At 60.1% G+C, this 16,566-nt stretch carries 17 protein-coding genes; 4 read left to right on the forward strand and 13 right to left on the reverse strand.

The genetic code is table 11. The features are described from left to right. The first annotated feature begins 141 nt into the window (after positions 1-141). Positions 142-1,017, forward strand: coding sequence for a LysR family transcriptional regulator (locus JF539_RS08005; RefSeq protein ID WP_209017043.1), 876 nt, complete (start codon positions 142-144; stop codon positions 1,015-1,017). A 108-nt stretch (positions 1,018-1,125) separates the two neighbouring features. Here the strand turns inward: JF539_RS08005 and JF539_RS08010 are convergent, their stop codons facing one another. The 4 genes from JF539_RS08010 to JF539_RS08025 form a co-directional block, all read right to left on the reverse strand. Next, positions 1,126-2,292, reverse strand: a complete 1,167-nt coding sequence (locus JF539_RS08010) for a trans-sulfuration enzyme family protein (protein WP_207139775.1) — start codon at positions 2,290-2,292, stop codon at positions 1,126-1,128. 62 nt (positions 2,293-2,354) lie between these two features. After that, entirely contained in the window at positions 2,355-3,182 is an 828-nt protein-coding gene (locus JF539_RS08015; protein WP_207139776.1) for an ABC transporter permease, read from the reverse strand. After that, a complete protein-coding gene (locus tag JF539_RS08020) occupies positions 3,179-3,892 on the reverse strand; it encodes an ABC transporter permease (RefSeq protein ID WP_207139777.1) in 714 nt (237 codons plus the stop codon). Before JF539_RS08020 ends, JF539_RS08015 begins: the two co-directional genes overlap by 4 nt. Before the next feature lie 125 nt (positions 3,893-4,017). Continuing rightward, positions 4,018-4,794 (reverse strand): ABC transporter substrate-binding protein, encoded by a 777-nt coding sequence (locus JF539_RS08025; RefSeq protein WP_207139778.1) that lies wholly within the window; start codon positions 4,792-4,794, stop codon positions 4,018-4,020. Between the two features lie 601 nt (positions 4,795-5,395). Between JF539_RS08025 and JF539_RS08030 the strand changes: the two genes are divergently transcribed. Then, positions 5,396-6,040, forward strand: coding sequence for a glutathione S-transferase family protein (locus tag JF539_RS08030; RefSeq protein ID WP_209017044.1), 645 nt, complete (start codon positions 5,396-5,398; stop codon positions 6,038-6,040). Between the two features lie 13 nt (positions 6,041-6,053). Here JF539_RS08030 and JF539_RS08035 read toward each other — a convergent pair whose 3' ends face one another. Then, positions 6,054-6,980 carry a LysR family transcriptional regulator gene (locus tag JF539_RS08035; RefSeq protein WP_207139779.1) on the reverse strand — a complete coding sequence of 309 codons (927 nt, stop codon included), beginning with the start codon at positions 6,978-6,980 and terminating at the stop codon, positions 6,054-6,056. Between the two features lie 187 nt (positions 6,981-7,167). On the opposite strand from JF539_RS08035, the gene JF539_RS08040 reads away from it, so the two are divergent. Next, complete coding sequence (locus JF539_RS08040) at positions 7,168-8,166, forward strand: MBL fold metallo-hydrolase (RefSeq protein WP_207139780.1); 999 nt, start codon at positions 7,168-7,170, stop codon at positions 8,164-8,166. Between the two features lie 51 nt (positions 8,167-8,217). On the opposite strand, the gene glp is transcribed toward JF539_RS08040, so the two are convergent. The 8 genes from glp to JF539_RS08080 all read right to left on the reverse strand — a co-directional run bounded on the left by glp (position 8,218) and on the right by JF539_RS08080 (position 14,892). Further along, on the reverse strand, positions 8,218-9,495 hold the full coding sequence (glp, locus tag JF539_RS08045) for a gephyrin-like molybdotransferase Glp (protein ID WP_207139781.1): 1,278 nt from the start codon (positions 9,493-9,495) through the stop codon (positions 8,218-8,220). After that, complete coding sequence (gene mobB, locus JF539_RS08050; protein WP_207139782.1) at positions 9,492-10,013, reverse strand: molybdopterin-guanine dinucleotide biosynthesis protein B; 522 nt, start codon at positions 10,011-10,013, stop codon at positions 9,492-9,494. The genes glp and mobB overlap by 4 nt, the downstream gene beginning before the upstream one ends. After that, positions 10,010-10,663, reverse strand: a complete 654-nt coding sequence (gene mobA, locus JF539_RS08055; RefSeq protein ID WP_207139783.1) for a molybdenum cofactor guanylyltransferase MobA — start codon at positions 10,661-10,663, stop codon at positions 10,010-10,012. The genes mobB and mobA overlap by 4 nt, the downstream gene beginning before the upstream one ends. Further along, positions 10,660-11,538 carry a formate dehydrogenase accessory sulfurtransferase FdhD gene (gene fdhD, locus JF539_RS08060; protein ID WP_207139784.1) on the reverse strand — a complete coding sequence of 293 codons (879 nt, stop codon included), beginning with the start codon at positions 11,536-11,538 and terminating at the stop codon, positions 10,660-10,662. Before fdhD ends, mobA begins: the two co-directional genes overlap by 4 nt. A 93-nt stretch (positions 11,539-11,631) precedes the next feature. Then, complete coding sequence (locus JF539_RS08065) at positions 11,632-12,801, reverse strand: benzoate/H(+) symporter BenE family transporter (protein WP_207139785.1); 1,170 nt, start codon at positions 12,799-12,801, stop codon at positions 11,632-11,634. 126 nt (positions 12,802-12,927) lie between these two features. Next, positions 12,928-13,386 carry a BLUF domain-containing protein gene (locus JF539_RS08070; RefSeq protein WP_207139786.1) on the reverse strand — a complete coding sequence of 153 codons (459 nt, stop codon included), beginning with the start codon at positions 13,384-13,386 and terminating at the stop codon, positions 12,928-12,930. Between the two features lie 204 nt (positions 13,387-13,590). Continuing rightward, a complete protein-coding gene (locus JF539_RS08075) occupies positions 13,591-14,181 on the reverse strand; it encodes a GNAT family N-acetyltransferase (protein WP_207139787.1) in 591 nt (196 codons plus the stop codon). Between the two features lie 30 nt (positions 14,182-14,211). Further along, positions 14,212-14,892, reverse strand: a complete 681-nt coding sequence (locus JF539_RS08080; protein WP_207139788.1) for an SDR family oxidoreductase — start codon at positions 14,890-14,892, stop codon at positions 14,212-14,214. 318 nt (positions 14,893-15,210) lie between these two features. Here JF539_RS08080 and apbC point away from each other — a divergent pair, with 318 nt between their 5' ends. Next, entirely contained in the window at positions 15,211-16,353 is a 1,143-nt protein-coding gene (apbC, locus tag JF539_RS08085; protein ID WP_207139789.1) for an iron-sulfur cluster carrier protein ApbC, read from the forward strand. Positions 16,354-16,566: the final 213 nt, after the last annotated feature.

Consider the following 16,566-nt stretch of genomic DNA (forward strand, 5'->3'; position numbering starts at 1 on the left):
AAGCTTTTTGCATAAATATCTAACATTGACTTGGTTCCTGTTTCGCGTTTCGATGAAGAGAATGTGCGCCTTCAGCGCCGTGAATGCGAGTCAGGAAGATTTTCAAAATATAAGGTGAGATTACATATGGATTGGCGGGCCATGCCATCGCTCAACAGTCTGAGAGCCTTCGCGGCCGTTGCCGAGACCAAGAGCCTTTCGGCGGCGGGCCGGCAATTGAACGTTACCCATGCGGCGGTCAGCCAGCAGGTCAGGGCGCTCGAGGCCCATTTCGGCTGCGCCCTGGTCGCACGGGAGGGGCGAGGGGTGGCGCTCACCCCTGAAGGCGAGCAGTTGTTTCAAGGGGTTCAAAGCGGATTTGAAAAGATCCTCGCGACGGTGGAACTGCTTTTGGGGGCGAACGCGGGGCGCCCCTTGAATGTCTCGACAACACCGACCTTCGCGGTGAGCTGGTTGATGCCGCGCATATCCGATTTCCGCAACACGCATCCGGATGTCGAACTGTCTATCAATCCGACGGCGGATGTTGTCACCCTGGAACCCGGCGGCGTCGACCTCGCCATTCGCTATGGTTCGGGAAACTGGCCGGGGCTCGAGAGTGAAATGCTGGTCGCCAGCAATTACGTTGTCGTCGGAGCGACCTGCCTCGTTGGCGATGCGCCGGACTTCAAGCCCGAAGACCTTCTCCGGTTTCCCTGGCTTCAGGAACTGGGCACCAACGAGTTGGCCCTCTGGCTGAAAGAGCAGGGGGTGGTTCCGAACAAGAAGCTCAATATTTCAAACCTGCCGGGTTACATGATCCTCGACGGCGTGCGCCGCGGATACGGCATAACGGCGATGTCAAAGGTTTTCGTGCAGTCCGAGATCGAGGCCGGCACGCTGCGGGTCCTGTTCGAGGATATCCGCTCGGAAGGCTCCGGCTATCACATCGTCACCAGACCTGGTATCCAGCGCGAACCGGTCAAGGCCTTTCTGCGCTGGCTGAGGTCGATGCGCGACGAACAAGAGGGCGCTTGATAAGGCCTTTGTGGCCGGGTGTTGAAATGAAACCCAATGTGTCGCCCCGGAACGCGCTGCGCTTGCCCGGGGCGACGCCGGTGCAGACCCGGCTTATTCAACAGCGTTCTAGAGAGCCGCAAGCGCCTGGTCGAAATCGGCTGTCAGGTCTCCGATATGTTCAATGCCGGTGGACAACCGCAAAAGGTTTTCCGGTATCCCGGAGCCTTCCCCCTCAATCGTGAAGCGATGCTCCACAAGGCTCTCCGTGCCGCCCAGAGAGGTGGCACGCTGGAACACATCGAGACTGCCGGCCACCTTCAAGGCCTCGTCCTTGCCGCCCTTGACGAGAACCGACATCAAGGAGCCGTATCCGCCGGTCATCTGTTCTTTCGCGAGCGCGTGCTGCGGATGATTTGCCAGGCCGGGGTAAAGCACGGAATCGATCTTCGGGTGCGCCTCAAGATAGTCGGCGAGCGCCATGGCGTTCCTGTTCATACGCTCGACGCGCAGGGCAAGCGTTCTGAGGCCACGCAGCAGAAGCCAGGTTTCGAAGGAGCCCAGCACCGCGCCTCCGGCAAGGCGTTCCTCGCAGACAAACGACCAGGCCTCGCTGGCGGCGTCGCTGGCGGTCACAACGCCGCCCAGAAGATCAGAGTGTCCGTTGAGCGCTTTTGTCGCCGAGTGCATGGAGAAATCGGCGCCGAGGGTCAGCGGCTTGAGAACAAGCGGTGTGGCCGCAGTGGCGTCGACGGCAAGCAGCGAGCCGGTCGTCTTGCACAATTCGGCGATCTTCCCGATATCCGCGACCTTCAGGAAAGGGTTGCTGGGCACTTCAAGCCAGACGAGGTCCGGACGGGTGACGGACATCTCGTCGGAAAGGGCTTGCAGATCGCTGGCATCGGCCTCGACCAGCGCGATGTCGTTGTGGGCGCAGTGCTTGCGCAGGAAATGGGTCGTGCCCCAGTAAATCCCGGATTGCGCCAGCAGGGTGCCTCCCGGTTTGACGATGCGCGCGACCGCAGCGACGGCGGCCATGCCGGAAGCGAAAAGCCGGCTGTCGGCACCGAGTTCAAGGGCGGCGATCAGCTTTTCCGTTTGCTTGTAAAGCTGATTGCTGTCCCGGCTGTAGATCTGGCCCGGCAGGACCGGCGCGTAGGTTTCGTCGCGGACGAAGGTTGTTGCCGTCTGGATCGGCGGAACGACGGCGCCGGTGGCCGGATCGAACCCGCCGCCACCATGGGCCAGCAGGCTGTCGACATGGAGGCCCGGGGTCTTGGTCGGCGTGTTGGTCATCGGATATTCCTGATTTCAAAGGACGGGTGCGCCCGCCGCGGGGGCGGCGGGTCGCAACAGACTCAGCGCTTCAGATGGCGGGTCAGACGCATCTCGAGACGGTCCCACACCCTGCGCAGCGTTTCCACCATCATGAGGTAGATCACCGCAGCCCAGATATAGGCCTGAAAGTCATAGGTGCGCGAATAAGCGCGGCGAGTTTCACCCATGAGATCGAACACGGTAACGATTGAAGCGATCGCAGAGCCCTTGATCATCAGAATGATCTCGTTGCCGTAGGGCCTGAGGGCAACCATCAGGGCCTGAGGCAGGATGACCTTGAAAAAGGTAACAGGCTGGGAAAGTCCCAGGGCGGCCGCGCCCTCCCATTGGCCTTTTGGAACGTTCAGGATGGCGCCCCGCAATATCTCGGCCTGATAGGCGGAGGTGTTCAGGGAGAAGGTGAAGATCACGCAGTACCAGGCTTCCCGGAAAAAGGTCCAAAGGCCGATTGCCTCCAGTTCCGTACGGAAGCCGCCGGCTCCGTAATAGACCAGGAATGTCTGGGCCAGCAGCGGTGTGCCGCGGAAAAAATAGACGTAGGCGTAGGCCGGAGCGGAGAGAACCTTCCAACGTGACGCGCGGGCGGCTGCAATCGGCAGGCTGAGCAGCGCGCCGATCAACAGAGAAACACTGACGATCTGCAGCGTGACGAGGAAGCCATCGACATAGTCAGGCCAGTATTTCTGGACAAACGGGCTGTTGATGTTGGTGACGAGATAAAAGAGAAGCGAGGCCCCGGACACGATCCAGAGCGCCATCAGCACGTGACCGAGAATTCTGGCCTTGGTCCAGCGGCGCGGCAGTGGCGGCGGAGGCGGCAGCGCCGTGTCGGAAGAGACTACAGTCATCTTGCCGTATCTCCGCGTTTACTCCAACGTTCCAATCGCGCCAGGCCGGTCGAAGAGATTATGGCCAGAATCAGGTAGATCAGGCAGGCGACGCCGAAAAAGAGGAAGGCTTCCTTGGTTACTCTGGCGGCAATTCCGGCTTCACGCATCAGATCCGCAAGCCCGATTGTCGAGACGAGTGCCGTTTCCTTCAATAGGATCAGCCACAGATTGCCCAGAGCAGGCAAAGCCAATCGGACCAATTGGGGAAGGATAATGAAGGTCATCGTCTGCTTCCGGCTCAATCCGAGAGCTTGACCGCCCTCGAATTGTCCCTGTGGAATTCCCCGAAAGGCGGACAGAAACGCTTCTGACGCATAAGAGGAAAACACGAACGACAGCGCGAACATCCCGGCGACGAAGGAATTGACTTCGAAATAGGTTTCAATCCCGATCAGTTTCAACGCCTTTTGAAATCCGATCTGAACGCCGAAATAGACCAGAAAAAGTGTCAAAAGCTCGGGCAGACCGCGGAAGATGGTGGTGTAGATATTGGCCGCAAGCTTCAGGCTCGGTTCGGCTGACTTTTTTGCAAGCGCCAGAAGAAATCCAAGCGCTAGACCGAATGGCAGGGAGGCAAGCGCAAGTGAAACCGTCACCAGGGCGCCAATCGCGATCGTGTCGCCCCAGCCATGTTCCCCAAACGATAGCAGCGTCAAAGCTTCATTCATAAGCTGGCGCGTCTTCCTTTTCCTCGAACAGTGTTTGCAACTGCTGTCCGGATAGAAATCTTATTTTCGAAAAAAGACACAGCGCGAAATCGCGCTGTGTCGCTTGGCTACCGGTTTCAGCGAGATCAGCCGCCGTAAACGTCGAACGTGAAGTACTTGTCGCTGATTTCCTGGTACTTGCCGCTCGCAAGAATGGCCGCGATGGCTTTGTTCAGCATTTCCTTCAGGTCGCCGTCTTCCTTGCGGATCGCGATGCCCGCGCCTTCACCGTTGATGACCGGATCCGGGGTAAGGGTCCCGAGCAGCTTGCAGCAGGCGCCGTCATCGGTGCCGAGCCAGTCGGACAGGACAACGACGTCGTCGATGACGGCATCGATACGTCCGCTGGAAACGTCGAGCTTGTACTCGTCCGGCGTCGGATAAAGCTTCAGCTCAACGGACGGCAGCTTTTCTTCCGCATAGTTGGAATGCGTGGTGGAGCTCTGGGCTCCAAGCGTGATGCCTTTCAGGTCCGCGTCGCTGGTGCCGGAAAGCTTGGAATCCTTCGGCACGGCGATGGCCGGCGGCGTGTTGTAGTATTTGTTGGTGAAATCGACCTGCTGCTTCCGCTCGTCGGTGATCGACATGGATGCGATCACGGCGTCGAACTTGCCGGCCTGCAGAGCGGGAATCATGCCCTCCCAGTCCTGGGTGACGAACTCGCACTCGACCTTCATTTCTTCGCAGAGCGCCTTGGCGATATCGACGTCGAATCCGACGAGTTCACCGTCTGCGGTCAGGGAGTTGAAGGGAGGGTAAGCGCCCTCGGTTCCGATGCGGACCTTGGACCAGTCTTTCGCTTCCGCGCCACCCACAACAGCCAAAACGGCCACAGCAGCCGCAGCCATACGCAAAACACGCATATTATTTGTTCCCCTAATATCTGTTCGTGGCACAGGCGGGTTCCTCCCGCCCGTTCGCCCGATGTTTCTATTCCATACACTTCAGATCAAATTTCAACCATGCCTGGGAAAAAAACGCAGCGTCGAAACACAATATCGTCAATTTCAACTTCGTCGCCGAAGGAAAAGGGAATGGTTGAGTGCTCCGGGAGCCTTATGTGGTTGGTTCATTTCCGCGCAGGATGCGCTCGACGATGCGGAAAGGACACCGCGTCTGGGGCGGCAGCCTCTGCTTCTTCGCCATGATTCTGGAGAATAAGACCAAAGGAGGAGCGGCCCGTGCAGACGTGTGACTTCCGGTGTTGCCTGAAGAGGAGGTTCCGGGAAGCGCATTGCAGGCTCTCGAACTGACAAGTGCCGGACTCCGGGGACGCGCCTGTGAAAATCGCAAACAAAAAGCAAGACCTGCGCCGAGTGTCCGCATCGAAATCCTTGATCGAACCCATGATTTTAATGAATTTGAACCGCCGCCCTTGTCGGAATAGGTAGAAATTTACCGAAAGACAGGGAAGGGCCGGCCGGCCGTAACCTTGGTCCGGGGTCGTCAAACATGGGTGGCGTGATGGATTTTGAACTTTTTATCGGCAACAAGAACTACTCTTCCTGGTCTTTCCGGCCATGGATCGCCTTGCGCCAAAAAAACATACCGTTTCGGGAGAAACTGGTGCCGTTCGACTTTGAAAATGGCAACCCGGACTTCGCCGCCTTTTCGCCGAGTATGAAAGTCCCGGTCTTGAAAGACGGCGACCTCACGGTCTGGGACAGTCTCGCGATCCTGGAATACGCGGCTGAATGCTATCCCGAAAAAGGCCTGTTGCCTGAAGATAGCGCCGCGCGGGCTCTTGCCAGGTCCGTATCCGCCGAAATGCACTCGGGTTTCGGGGCGTTGCGGGACGCTTGCCCGATGAACATGCGCCGTCCCGTGGAAACGCTCGGGGTGAGCGACGCGGTGAAGGCGGATGTCGGGAGGGTCCTGTCGATCTGGAGCGAGTGCCTGGAAAAATCCGGCGGACCTTTCCTGTTCGGCGATTTCACGATCGCGGACGCCATGTATGCCCCGGTCGTCAGCCGCATTGCGACCTACACTTTGACGGACGATCCGGTTTTCGCCCGTTATCACGCTTCCATGACCGGAACCGAGGCCTGGCTTGCATGGGAGGCGGAGGCGCTCAAGGAAACCTGGACCGTCGCCGTCGACGAAATCTGATCGGGGGCGCGGATCATTCCGCGGCGGCCATGTGGCTGTTAGAGAACGTTTTCTGCTCGTCGAGAAACCCCTGTAGCCGGTCGACGAACCGGCGGACCTTGAGCGGAATAAATCGGTTGGAGGGATAAACCGCGTAGACCGGGTGTGGCGGGTACCGCCACTCCGGAAGCACGAGTTCAAGCTCGCCCGACCGGAGGTAAGGATCGATCAGCCAGCGGTTCGCCAGCACGATGCCCCGCCCGGCCAGAGCGGCCCGCCGCAGCATTGCGCTGTTGTTGACGATCATCGAGGGTTTTATCCGAACAGAGAGGTTTTCTCCGCCCGGGCTGATAAAGGGGACCTGCAAGCCTGTCGAAATGGTCTTGTAGAGAAGGTAGTCGTGGGTGCACAGATCCGAGGGGTGTTTCGGCCGCCCTCTTTCATCCAGATAGCGCGGGGAGGCGACCAGGCAGCGCTGCGCGGTTCCGAGTCTGCGCACGATGAGACGGTCGTCGCTGATGTCCCCCATCCGGATCGCCACGTCCAGTCGTTCCTGAACCACGTCGGCGTAAAGGTCGGACAGGGAGATGTCGAGAACGATCCCCGGATAGTCCGTGTTGAAATCAAGCAGAAAATTCGACAGCAGGGTTTCCGAAAAGCCGCTCGGCAGACCAAGAGACAGCAGTCCGGTCATCTGGTCGTCTTCGCTGCGGATCGAGCGATCGGCTTCCTCAAGGCGCTCAAGTATGTCCTGTGCATGGACAAGGTAGCGTTGGCCGGCTTCCGTCAGGTTGAGTTGCCGCGTCGTGCGGTTGATCAAACGGTTGCCAAGCTCGTTCTCCAGGGAACGGATCTGCTGGCTGATCGCGGGTTGGGAGATACCCATGTGTTTCGCCGCCGCCGAAAAGCTGCCGAATTTCACCGATTGCACAAAACTTTTGAGCGCTACGAGTTTGTCCATCGGGAGGCTCCGGCAGTTTCAATGGACGCGGATTTCTCAAACCTATAAGTCTGACTTATCATTCATATAAGATCGCCTGGGCTTTAAAAACAATCCGTATGAAACATCTCTACCTGTGTCCGGTCGCTTCTGTACGTTCCGGGCCATCCAACACCTGTTTTTCTTAGGTCAAGCCGGGAGTCCGTTCATGACCATTCCATCTCTTTCCCTCTCCAGACGCAGTCTTTTGGGAGGTGTTGCCGGTGCAGGTGCACTGGCTGCCACCGCCGGAGGGCTCTCCCTCCTGTCGTCCTCCGCGCAGGCCGCAGCGCCCCTGGCCGGGGCGCCCATGGCGAGCGCGCTTCGATACAAGGTCGGCGACTTCGAAGTCACCGCGCTGCTCGACGGGTATCTCGATATCACGCCGGAGGTTGTCGTTGGCTATGAGGAAGCGGAAGGCAAACGTCTGCGCGACAGGGCGCTGATTGAAGGAAACGCGCTGCGGATCCCCGTCAATGCCTTTTTGATCAACACGGGTGAGCGGCTGATCCTGGTGGACGCGGGAACCGCCGATGCGCTCGGTCCGACCATGGGCCGGCTTCCGTTGGCCTTCAAGGAGGCAGGCGTGTCTCCGGACCAGATCGACGCCGTGCTGATTACCCACATGCACCCGGATCATCTCTTCGGTGCCGTTGACGCGGATGGGAACCGGGTCTTTCCGAACGCGGAACTGATCCTGCCGGAAGTCGATAACGCCTTCTGGTTCGATGACGCGGCCATGAGCGGCGCCCCCGAGCAGTTCAAGCCGTTTTTCGTCGGCGCGCGCCGGGCCGCGGACGCCTACAAAGGCAGTCAGACGCTCTTTTCGGGCGACAAGGAAATCCTGCCCGGTATCCAGGCGATGGCGCTGCCCGGTCACACGCCGGGACATACGGGCTATGTCCTCGACAGCAACGGTGAAACCCTCGTCATTGCGGCAGATGTCGTCCACATGGCGGTCTATCAGTTCGAGAATCCGGACTGGGGGATTGGCTTTGACATCGATGCCAAAATGGCTGCGGCATCCCGCAAGCGCTTCCTTGATCAGGCCGCGACTGAAAAACTGCTGTTTGCCGGAGCGCATATTCCGTTTCCGGGGATGGGCCGCGTTGTGAAGGAAAGCGACGGCTATCGTTTCGTGGCGGCCGGCTGGCCTTACGCCTACTGAACCGAAATCCGGGCCTGACCTTCAAATTGATTGCCGGTCGGGCCCGGGCGGTCAGCGAATGCCAAAGCCGGAAAAGGGCAGAAATTTCACCGGATCGCCTTTTTTGATCCGGGTGACTTCCTCGGGAATTTCGATCAGCCCGTCCGCCTCGCGCAGTCCCGTGATCAAGCCGGAGCCGTCGCGCAGGAATTTATGCGCGACGGTGGCGCCTTGCGCGTCGGTTCCCAGATAGCCGCGGTAGAATTCGCGCCGGTCCGGCTTTTTCTTCGGAACTTCGAAAGCCGCCGGGACCTGGAAACCTCTTGGTTCCAGGAAAGGACCGCCGGCAAGAGTGCTGAGAACGGGCCGGGCATAGAGCAGGAAGCAGACCATCGTTGCAACCGGGTTTCCCGGCAACCCCAGAAAGGCGCAGCGCCCGAGCGTGCCGAACATCATTGGCCGGCCCGGTTTGACCGCCAGTTGCCAGATCTGGCGCTTTCCAAGCTCGTCCAGAATGCGCAGGATATGGTCTTCTTCGCCCTTGCTGGCGCCGCCGGTGGTGATCACCGCATCGCACCGCGCCGCTGCGTCCTGCAACGTCGCGCCGATCAGATCCGCGTCGTCCTTCAGGACGCCGAGGTCTTCAATTTCGACGGGAAGGGTCGCACAGAGGCCCCTGAGAAGAAAATGGTTGGAATCGTAAACGCCGCCGGACGAGATTGCCTCTCCGGGACGGCGCAGCTCGTCTCCCGTCGAGACAAGGGCAACCTTGAGCCTCCGGTAGACACAGACTTCGGCCTGGCCGGTGGAGGCAATCGCGGCCAGATCCTGCGGCCGCAGGATCTGGCCGGGAGACAGAAGCTCCGTTCCTTTCGGGACGTCTTCGCCGGCCTTGCGGCAATTGGCGCCCTTTTTCAGTCCCTGGGGCACGATCACGAAGTCCTGACCGTCCTGCTCATGCGTCTCGCAGTCTTCCTGCATGGCGACCGTGTCGGCGCCGGGCGGCATGACCGCACCGGTGAAGATCCGCGCGGCAGCCCAGGGAGAAAGGGCCGTCGCGTCTGTCTGCCCGGCCGCGATCCGCTGCTGGAGCCGGAAAAATCCGCCCGCTTCGTCGTGATCGGAATGCCGATAGGCATAGCCGTCGACCGCGGAATTGTCGGTCAGCGGCACGTCGCGGGGCGCTATGACGGCTTCCGCCAGAATGCGTTCCAACGCCTCTTCGAGACGCAGGGTTTCGGTTCCGGCGACGGTCGATAGCCGTTCCTTCAGGATGGCAAGCGCTTCTTGGTGCCTGAGCCGGTCCTTGTCGTGCACGAAACAATCGTCCTGCAACGGTTTTCCGCTCATAAGGCGCGCCCCTTCAACTTCAGGGTCTGCTGAATGAAATCCGCGAGCGCCGGAATGTCGTCCAGATGAAAGACCGGCAGCGTTTCGTCGGGGAGTTCGTGATCCGAGGCAACGGCCAGAATACCGGGATCGGCCGGAGCAAGCGCGCCGCGGTCGGCCGTCTCCAGGCGCCTGGCCTCGATTTTAAAGTGGCTTTCGCGTTTGTAGCCTTCGATCAGGATGAGGTCGCAAGGCGCAAGGCGCGCGAGGATCTCCGGGAGGGGAGGCTCGTTTTCATCCCTGAGTTCGTGCATCAGCGCCCACCGGCGGCCGGACACGAGCGCGACCTCGCACGCACCCGCTTCCCGGTGGCGGTAGCTGTCCGTTTCCGGGTGATCGATGTCGAAGTTGTGATGGGCATGCTTGACCGTCGAGACCTTGAGGCCCCGCGCCGTGAATTCGCGCACAAGGCTGGCCATGAGCCGCGTTTTGCCGGAGTTCTTCCAGCCCGTGATTCCGAATACGGGAGTGTCTGTCATGTCAGCGGGTGCCCGAGCGCCTTGCGGACGGTCACGAGATCGTCCGGTCTGTTGGCATTGAAAAACGGGTCCATTCCGGTTGCCGGGTCCTTCTCGAAGGAGACTTCGATGCTGTCGTGACGGTCTACGAAAGCGAGTACCTTGCCGCTTTGGCCTGTCTCGAGCCATGCCTTCAGGTCCTCGTAGAGAGCCACGGGCCACAACCCGAAAACAGGGTGGAGTTTGTCGGCGGAAGTGGCAAGCGCGATCACGGGATCGATCGACGGGAGCGCCGAACAGAATTTTTCGACAAGCGTGCCCGGAAAAAAGGGAGTGTCGCCGGCAACGGAAACGACATGCGTCGTTTCAGGTCTTTGGTTCCTGACAAAGGTCAGCCCGGCAAGCACGCCGGCAAGCGGGCCGGCGTAATCTCCAACCGGGTCGGCGACGACCTCCAGGCCGGTATGAGCGAATCGTGACGGATCGCCGTTGGCATTCAAAATGATCTCGGGAACCTGAGGGCCGAGCCGTTCGAGGACCATTTCCAGCATGGTTTTCCCGCCAAGGTCCATGAGGCTCTTGTCGCCGCCGCCCATGCGCCTGGACTGGCCGCCCGCCAGGACACAGCCGATCACTTGCTTGGGCGTGAGATTTCCGTCCTGCGCCATCATGTCTCCGGAGCGCTCCCCTTGCGCCGTGCCTTGCGGGGTTCGTCCTCCGCATGTTCCGGCGCCATATCGAACTCAATCCGCTCCGTTCCGGCAAGGGCCACGAAGCGCTTCCCTCGGGCGCGGCCGATCAGCGTCAGACCGGCCCGGCGCGCCAGATCGACGCCCCAGGCGGTGAACCCGGACCGCGACACCAGAATGGGGACTCCCATCATCACCGTCTTGATCACCATTTCGGACGTGAGCCGTCCCGTCGTGTAGAAGATCTTGTCGTGCGCGGGTATCTCGTTCAGCACCATCCAGCCCGCGATCTTGTCGACCGCGTTATGCCTGCCGACGTCCTCCATGTAGACCAGCGGCGTGTCTTCCCGGCACAGAACGCAGCCGTGAATCGCGCCCGCTTCCAGGTAAAGCGACGGCGCCGTGTTGATGGATCTGGTCAGCTCGTAAAGCCAGGACGTTTTCAGGCGTGCGTCCTGCGGCAGGGAAACGGTTTCAAAGCCCTCCATGACATCGCCGAACACGGTGCCCTGAGCGCATCCCGATGTCCGGACCTTCTTTTTCAGCTTCTCTTCGAAATCGGTTTCCCGTTCCGTGCGGACCACGACAACTTCGAGATCGTCGTCGTAGTCTATCCCGGTAATGACATCGTCCGCAGCCAGCATGTTCTGGTTTTTCAGGTAGCCCACGGCCAGGAGCTCGGGATGGTCGCCGATGGTCATCATGGTGACCACTTCCTGGGAGTTCAGGTAAAGCGTCAGCGCTTTTTCGGTCACAACCCTGGTTTCAACAGAAACGCCATCCTGGTCGATGCCGCTAACGGACGTTGAAAGGCTGGGGTCGTCAGGGTCGGTCTTCAGTAAAAACGGGCCTGTCACGGCCGGAATGCTCCAAGTTCTGTTCAGCCTGTACCCTAGGGGAGGCAACCGCGTGAGGGCAAGGCATTTAGGAAGCCGCGCGGTCAATTCGCTTCACCCGGTCGACCGCCTGCGTGTCAGCGCCATGAAGGCGCCGCCTGCGATAAGCCCCCAGAATGCACCGGATACGCCCAGATAGCTGACCCCGGAAGCGGTGACAAGAAAAGTGATGATCGCGCTGTCCCGTGTTTCCGGCGTTTTTGTTGCCTCGCCTATGGAAGAGGCAAAGGCGCTCAGGAGGGCAAGGCCGGCGACCGCCTCAATCAGGATAGACGGCGTTGCCGCGACAAAGGCCATGACCAGACCGGCGAACAGGCCGAACAGGACATAGGCAACGCCGTTGACGACAGCGGCCCAGTACCTTTGCGCGGGGTCCTTGTGGGCGTCTTCGCCGGCACACATGGCTGCGGTGATCGCCGCGAGGTTCACCGCGTGACCGCCGAAGGGGGCGGCAAGAAGGCTGAAAACGCCGGATAGGGTGAACAGCGGTCCGCTCGCGGGATGATAGCCATAAACTCTCAGGACGGCGATGCCTGGAATATTTTGCGAGGCCATGGTGACGATGAAGAGCGGCAGCGCAATGCTTACGGCGGCTTCGAGGGTAAAGGCGGGTTCGATCAGGACCGGCCGGCTGATGATATCGGCTTGGGACAGATCCACCGGACCGCCGGTCAAGCCGGCGATGGCGAAAGTGACGATCATGGCAAGCGGAACCGCGTAGAGCCTGGCGAAGCGAAAGGCGATTGCCCAGGTCAAGATGATGGCGAGCGCACTCGCAGGCAGTTCGGCGACCGCCCTCACGGGAGCAAGGCAGAGACCGAACAGGACACCGGCCAGCATGGCGTTGGCCAGGGGACCGGGAATGGCGGCGACCGCACGGCCGAACGGGCGGACCAGGCCGGAAACAACGATGAGCACTGCGCAGAGAAGGAAGGCCCCGACTGCAGCGGAAAAACCGCCGTCGGCGGCGCCGGCGGAAGCCAGAAGGGCGGCGCCCGGCGTCGACCACGCGATCGAAACGGGCATCTTGGTCGCGAGGGAGGCGACGATCGCGCACAGCCCCATGGAGATGGAAAGCGCCATCAGTCCGCTGGTGGCTTCGGCGGGGCTGGCTCCGGAGGCCGCAAGGCCCTGGATGACGATGGCAAAGGAACTCGCGAATCCGACGATGGCTGCCAAAAGACCCGCGGAAAGAGTTTGAAGTGTCGGATATCCGCCGGACATTGCGTGACCCCTGAAAATCGAAGAGGCACACTATCCGGGGGCGGCTAGAACAGACTAGGGCAATAAAGCCACAGGATCACAATCTTTTGCCCGCTGAAAACGCTCCCGTCCTGGCAACGGAGCGTTTCAGATCATCAGCATGGCATTGGTCAGTCGGCCTGCCTGGAGTTCTCCGGCGAAATGACTGAACGCCAGATAGGCTTCGTCCCGGGTGAGGGCGCCCGGATGATCGAGCAACGGCCTGAGGACCGCATTCTGGGATGCCGCGACACCGTCGCTCAGATCTCTGAAGAACATCAGGGAATTCGGGAAGAGCCGGAAATCCGCCGGTTCGTGGATGATGCCTTCGATGTCTTCGAGACGCGGATCGTTCATGACACAATAGACCGTGTCGAGAACCGGCCCAGGCTGACCTTCGAGGATCTGGACGATATGCTGATCGACCATCAGCAAGGCTCCCGTAACGCCGGTCGAGCGGTTGCTCCGCCGGATATGCAGCAGCGTCTTTTCGATTTCGTCGGGCAGGGACAGCCTGAGCTTGTCCCATCTGATTTTGCTTCTGAAGCAGGCGCGATAAAATTCCATGGCCGTTCCATCCTTTTGCCGATGGAACCAGCCTGCGCTTCAATTCCTCACATTTGCTTAAAATTTTAGACGTTTTGGAAGAAGAGTGTTGATAGTGACGCAATTTACGGAAAGGTCTGGGGAAGGCAGTGCTTTGATGATGAAGCCGGCAGATAAGAAAACTGTGTAAAATTACGTTTGCTTAACTTTGTGTGGAAAAGGAGGTCACCGCTCTTCGGCGAGCTTGAAATCGAGCCCCGCCTTCACGGCCGGCCATTCATGGGGAAGAATCGAGTACACCGCCGTGTCGCGCAGGGCCCCGTTGGGTGAGCGTTGATGGGACCGCAGAACGCCGTCGAGTTTTGCGCCGAGGCGTTCGATCGCCGCGCGGCTTTGGCGGTTCAGGAAATGGGTCCGGAATTCCACGGCGATACAGTCGAGGTCTTCAAAGGCATGGCCGAGCAGCATCCGCTTGCACTCGGTATTGAGCGGGCTGCGCTGAACCGCCTTTCTGTACCATGTCGAACCGATTTCCACCCGTTTGTGAAGGGCATCGATATTCATGTAGGTGGTCATGCCGACCGCCTTGCCATCTGGCGTCAGCACGGCGAAGGGCAGCATGGACCCGCTTTCCTGAAGCGCCAGACGGCGGTCGATTTCAGCCGGTACCGCGTCGGGTTCCGGTACGGATGTGTACCAGAGCTTCCAGAGCTCTCCTTCCGAGGCCGCTTCCGCCAGATCGGCCGCGTGAGACTGGGACAAGGGCGCGAGCGTGGCATAAGCGCCTTTCAGGGTGACGGGCAAAGGCCAGGGCATAGGTTTTCATTCCCGATTGTTTTTTCTGTTTTAGAACGGCCGTTCTTCGCCTGTCCACCGAAGGAATTTACCGGTGTCGGCAAGTGTCAGGCCCTCGCCGATCCTGAAAATGCCCTCTGCCACCTCGATTGGACAATTGTCGGCCTGCGGGCCGCCCATATCGGTGCGGACCCAGCCCGGGTCGACAAGGACAACCGGGATACCCTCCGGCTCAAGCTCGGTCGCGAGCCCCTGCATGACCTTGTTGACCGCCGCTTTCGAGGCGCGGTAGGCCAGCGTGTCGGACTTGCGGTAGCCCATCCAGGACATCTGGCTTGAAACGGTCAGGATCCTGCCGGACCCGGAGCGCCTGAGATGAGGGAGAAAAGCCTGCGCGACCGCCAGCGGGGCAAGCGTGTTGATGGCAAGCGTCTCCTGGAAACCTGGAAAATCCATGTCGAACGGTGTCTGCCGCTCCGGGCCTATGACACCCGCGTTGTTGATCAACAGGTCGATGCCTTCCGGGATCCTTGCCGCTGCCTGTTGGACGGCGGCATGGTCGCTCACGTCGAAGACGAGAGGCAGAAAGCCGTCGCCGAGCGCCGCCGCGCAGGTCTCCGCGTTCTCCATTGATCGGATTGAGCCGAAGACGGTCCAGCCGCGGGCGAGCGCGACGCGGGCAAGTTCAAATCCGATCCCGCGGTTCGTTGCGGTGATGACGCAGGTTGGCATGTTGATATCCAGCAGGTCTTGAGAGGGGAGGAACGTCTGAAAGCAGGGGCGCCGATCAGGGTAATCGGCTTTGGCAGGCTTGCAACCGAAAGATTGCTGCCCTCGCACAGGGCCCTCGGCTCTCCTGCCGCGCGACAAAGCGTGGCGCTGCGGCAGGCTTGTTTTACCGGCGGAAGGATTTTATCTGTGACCTCGAGCGAGGGAGAGGGACGCTGCCGTGCGGCGGTTTGATTTTTGTTACGGCGGCGCCATTTGAAAAGTTTGATGAAGCGCTTACGGGATATCCCGATACGGTGGCTTCGACAGCAGGACGGACGAATGAACGACACGATCAAATCGGCGGTAATGGAACGCCTGAAGCAGATCAAGGGACCCGATCTTGAAGGAGATATCGTCTCCCTGGGCCTCATTTCCGACGTCTTCGTGTCGGACGGCCGTGTCGCGTTTTCCATCACGGTTCCGGCGGAACGGGCTCAGGAACTCGAGCCTTTGCGGCAGGCGGCGGAAAAGGTCGTCAAGGAGGTAGAAGGCGTTGAAAACGCCATGGTGGCGTTGACGGCGGAGCGGGCGCCTGGAGACGCCCGGAACACGGCACAGAGACCGGCGCCGCGTCAGCCTCAGCGGCCTGTCCGGGAAGATGCGTCCGCCAAACCGGGCGTTCCGGGGATTAGGCACATTATCGCGGTCGCTTCCGGCAAAGGCGGTGTGGGGAAATCCACGACGACCGCGAATCTGGCCCTCGCCATGGCCGCCAACGGTCTGAAGGTCGGTGTGCTCGACGCCGATATCTACGGTCCGTCCGTTCCCCGCCTGTTCAAGGTATCCGGTCGGCCCGAACCGCTTGAAGGCCGGCTGCTGAAACCCCTTGAGGGCTACGGCGTGAAGGTCATGTCGATGGGCTTCATGGTGGAAGAGGAAACGCCGATGATCTGGCGGGGACCGATGGTGATTTCCGCCCTGACACAGATGTTGCGCGAGGTCGCCTGGGGCGAACTCGATGTTCTCGTCGTGGATATGCCTCCAGGCACCGGAGACGCCCAGCTCACCATGGCGCAGCAAGTCCCGCTCGCCGGCGCGGTAATTGTATCGACACCTCAGGATCTCGCCCTGATCGACGCGCGAAAGGGATTGAACATGTTCAAGCGCGTCGATGTTCCCGTGCTCGGGATCGTTGAGAATATGAGCTACTTCCTGTGTCCTGACTGCGGCAGCCGCCACGACATTTTCAGTCATGGGGGCGCGCGCAAGGAAGCCGAACACCTCAATGTGCCTTTTTTGGGCGAAATACCTCTGACCATGAAGATCCGGGAAACGTCCGATGCCGGAACGCCCATTGTCGTCTCCGATCCCGAAGGGCCTGTCGCGGCCATCTACCGGGACATCGCCGCAAAGGTCGTCGCGGGTATCGAACAGTCCGCGGCCAGCGCGGAAAGAGCCGCGCCGAAGATTGTGTTCGACTGAGCCTGGTCTGGGGCTTTCAGAGCCCCTCGTTTCGCTACCTCAAGGCGCTTGCAAGCGGAGTTGCCGAGCCGTTTTTCCATGGCGATTGGCAGCGAATTCCGACTCTGGCCGAATCGCATGCGGTTTCCAGGCTCACTGCTTTTTGCCAAATCGCACGTCGCGAAAGAAAAAAAGACGATATTTTGTTTTATGGATCAATTTGAGGGTTTAGGC

It is taken from the genome of Roseibium aggregatum, from assembly GCF_017309185.1.
GTDB lineage: Bacteria > Pseudomonadota > Alphaproteobacteria > Rhizobiales > Stappiaceae > Roseibium > Roseibium aggregatum_B.